2 protein-coding genes and 1 pseudogene are annotated in these 3,429 nt (G+C 72.1%); 1 reads left to right on the top strand and 2 read right to left on the bottom strand.

The window, feature by feature from the left end:
• The first annotated feature begins 99 nt into the window (after nt 1-99).
• A complete protein-coding gene (locus AB0K34_RS46210; RefSeq protein WP_138639669.1) occupies nt 100-1,905 on the top strand; it encodes a thiamine pyrophosphate-requiring protein in 1,806 nt (601 codons plus the stop codon).
• 40 nt (nt 1,906-1,945) lie between these two features.
• Here AB0K34_RS46210 and AB0K34_RS46205 read toward each other — a convergent pair whose 3' ends face one another.
• Both AB0K34_RS46205 and AB0K34_RS46200 read right to left on the bottom strand, forming a co-directional pair.
• Entirely contained in the window at nt 1,946-2,548 is a 603-nt protein-coding gene (locus AB0K34_RS46205) for a TIGR00730 family Rossman fold protein (protein WP_240808303.1), read from the bottom strand.
• 44 nt (nt 2,549-2,592) lie between these two features.
• Nucleotides 2,593-3,429: pseudogene (locus tag AB0K34_RS46200) on the bottom strand (ABC transporter permease); the annotation flags it as partial.

The raw sequence follows: 3,429 nt of genomic DNA, 5'->3' as shown, positions 1-3,429 counted from the left end.
GAGCCGCCGCGGGCGCGGCCGTCGGCGCGGCGCGGCTGCTGCGGCGCTGACCGGCGCCCGGCGGCGCCGACGGGGCACGACGAGCGAGAGGAGACAGGCATGGCGGAGCAAGTGGCCGACTACGTCCTCCACCGGCTGACCGAGTGGGGCGTGGAGCGGGTCTACGGGTACCCGGGCGACGGCATCAACGGGCTGCTCGGCGCGTTCGACCGCGCCGAGGGGCATCCCGAGTTCATCCAGACGCGGCACGAGGAGATGGCCGCGTTCATGGCGTGCGCGCACGCCAAGTTCACCGGCGAGGTCGGCGTCTGCGCGGCGACGTCCGGTCCGGGCGCGATCCACCTGCTGAACGGGCTGTACGACGCCAAGCTGGACCACCAGCCGGTCGTCGCGATCGTCGGGCAGCAGAAGCGGCTCTCCCAGGGCACCCACTACCAGCAGGAGGTGAACCTGGAGAACCTGTTCTCCGACGTGTCGGAGTTCTGCCAGATCGTCATGGCGCCGGGCCAGATGCGGCACGTCATCGACCGCGCGTTCAAGACGGCGCTGACGACGCGGGGCGTCGCCACGATCATCATCCCGGAGGACGTCCAGGAGTCGGAGGCGGTGCCGTCGCCGCCGAAGGAGCACGGCTCGGTGTACTCCAGCGTGGGGTGGAGCAAGCCGCGGATCCTGCCGAACAAGGAGGAGCTGCACAAGGCGGCGCAGATCCTCAACGAGGGCGAGAAGGTCGCGATGCTCGTCGGGCAGGGCGCGGCGGGCGCGCGGGCGGAGCTGGTCGAGACGGCCGAACTGCTCGGCGCCGGCATCGCCAAGGCGCTGCTCGGCCGCGAGGTGGTGCCGGACGACCTGCCGTTCGTCACCGGGCCGATCGGCCTGCTCGGCTCCAAGGCCAGCGATGAGATGATCATGAACTGCGACACCCTGTTCATGATCGGCACGAGCTTCCCGTACGCGGAGTGGCTGCCGGACGAGGGCAGCTGCAAGGGCGTCGAGATCGACATCGACGGCCGCATGATCGGCATCCGCTACCCGATGGACGCGCACGTCGTCGGGGACGCCAAGGAGACCCTGCGCGAGCTGATCCCGCTACTGGAGCGCAAGAAGGACCGCTCCTGGCGCGACCAGATCGAGGAGAACGTCCGCGCCTGGGACAAGGTGATGGCCAAGCGCGCCGGGCAGAGCTTCGAGGGCAAGGTCAACCCGCAGGCGGTGGCGCACGAGGTGTCGCCGCTGCTGCCGGACGGCGCGATCCTCACCGCCGACTCGGGGTCGGCGACCAACTGGTGGGCGCGGCACATCAAGCTCCGCGACGGGATGCAGGCGTCGCTGTCGGGCACGCTCGCCACGATGGGGCCCGGCGTCCCGTACGCGATCGCGGCCAAGTTCGCCTACCCGGACCGCCCGGTGATCTGCTTCGTCGGGGACGGCGCGTTCCAGATGAACGGCATGAACGAGATGCTCACCGTCAAGCGGTACGCCGAACGCCTCGGCGGCTCCCCGCCGCTCGTCTTCGCCGTGTTCAACAACCAGGACCTCAACCAGGTCACCTGGGAGCAGCGCGCGATGGGCGGCGACCCCAAGTACGAGGGCTCGCAGAGCATCCCGGACTTCCCGTACGCCAAGTACGCCGAGCTGTGCGGGCTCAAGGGCGTCTACTGCGACAAGCCCAAGAAGGTCACCGACGCCTGGAAGGAGGCGCTCGCCAGCGACCGGCCCGTGGTGCTGGAGTTCGTGGTGGACGACGAGATCGCCCCGATCCCGCCGCACATCATGAAGGATCAGGCGAAGAAGACCTTCAAGGCCGGCCTCAAGGACCCGCAGAAGATCGGGATGGCCGCCCGCGGCTTCCGGCAGAAGCTCACCGAGATGTACGAGAACATGCCGGGCCGCAAGCACGACTGAGAGCCCTGCGGGGGCGTGGGGGGCCGTCCCCCCGCAGCGACTAGAGCTGGGTCTCGGCGTAGTCCTCCGGCGAGAAGTCGATGCGGGGCTGCGTCCGCTCCAGGAGGTCGAACGCCTCGGGGACGGTGGCCGTCCAGCCGATGGCGTCCCAGATCTTGGGGCGGGCGAAGCCCTGCTCGGTGAGGCCCTTCATCAGCTCGCGCAGCGGCTCGTACACGCCGGTCGGGTCGAGGATGACGACGGGCTTCTCGTGCATCGCGAGGACCCGGGCCGTCCACACCTCGAACAGCTCCTCCAGCGTGCCGATGCCGCCGGGCAGGATGAGGAACGCGTCGCTGCGCCGGTCCATCTCGCCCTTGCGGGTGCGCATGTCCGGCGTGACGATCAGCTCGTCGTTGTCCTCGTCGGAGATCTCGACGCTGACCAGGCCCTCGGGGATCACCCCGACGGTCCGGGCGCCGCCGGCCCGCGCGGCGCGGGCGACGGCGCCCATGCACGACACCTGGGCGCCGCCGCTGACCAGGCTGTGGCCGCGCCGGGCCAGCTCGGCGCCGGCCTCGGCGGCGAGGTCGGTGTAGCGGCGGTCGATCTTCCCGCTGGACGAGCAGAACACGCAGACGGCGAGGGGTTTCGGCGTAGTCACCGGGCCATGGTAAGGCCCGGCGACCACGTCGGCGCGGTGACCGCTCAGCGCGTGGCGAGGTCCCGGCGGCGGAACCCGGCCAGGCCCGCCGCCGCCAGTACGGCGGTGAGCGCGAGGAGCCAGAGCATGGGCGCGGCCTCGAACGACGCTCCGGGGAGCTTCGGGATGTGGGTGAACGGCGAGACGTCCAGGGCCCACTGGTCGAGGTCGAGCGCGGCGCCGAAGAGCGTCACCATCGCGCACACGGCGACGGCGGTCCAGGCGCCGCCCGCCGTCAGGCCGGGGACCAGCCCGAACAGCGCGAGCGCGATCGCGGCGATCAGCCAGACGGCGGGCAGCTGCGCCAGCGCGGCGCCGAGCACCCGCGGCACCTCCCGGCCCGGGTCGCCGCTGTCCAGGCCGTGCGCCACCCCGGCGGCCAGCCCGGCGACGATCATCGCGGCGACCGGGCCGAGCAGCGTGAACAGCAGGTGGCTCGCCGCCCAGCGCAGCCGTCCCGTCCCGGTGGCGAGCAGCGGTTCGGCGCGCTGCCCGCTCTCCTCGGTGCGCAGCCGCAGCGTGGCCGACACCGCGTAGGCGGCGGCGAACAGGCCGAGCATGCCCATGACGGACGCGAAGTAGGCGTCGGTGATCCCGCTCTTGCCGCCGAGCCGGGTGAAGATCTCCGCGAGGTCGGGGTTGTCGTCCACCATCTCCCGCACCCCGCCCGCGACGGCGCCGTAGACGATGCCGAGCGCGAGGAAGCCGGCGAGCCAGCCGTACAGGGCGCGGCTCTGCAGCCGCCAGGCGAGGCCGACCGGCCCCGACAGCCGCGCCGTGGCGCCGGGCCTGCCGAGCCGCGGCGGCAGCACGCCCGCGCCGACGTCCCGGCGCGCCGACAG

Source organism: Actinomadura sp. NPDC049382, assembly GCF_040677125.1.
In the GTDB taxonomy this organism is placed as follows: Bacteria; Actinomycetota; Actinomycetes; order Streptosporangiales; family Streptosporangiaceae; genus Spirillospora; species Spirillospora geliboluensis.
Note: the sequence above shows the minus strand (reverse complement) of the source record. Positions and strands in the feature narration are given on the sequence as shown.

What these genes read in the sequence shown, in the direction of transcription:
- AB0K34_RS46210 (WP_138639669.1), top strand. Translation starts at nt 100, where the DNA reads ATGGCGGAGCAAGTGGCCGACTACGTCCTCCACCGGCTGACCGAGTGG.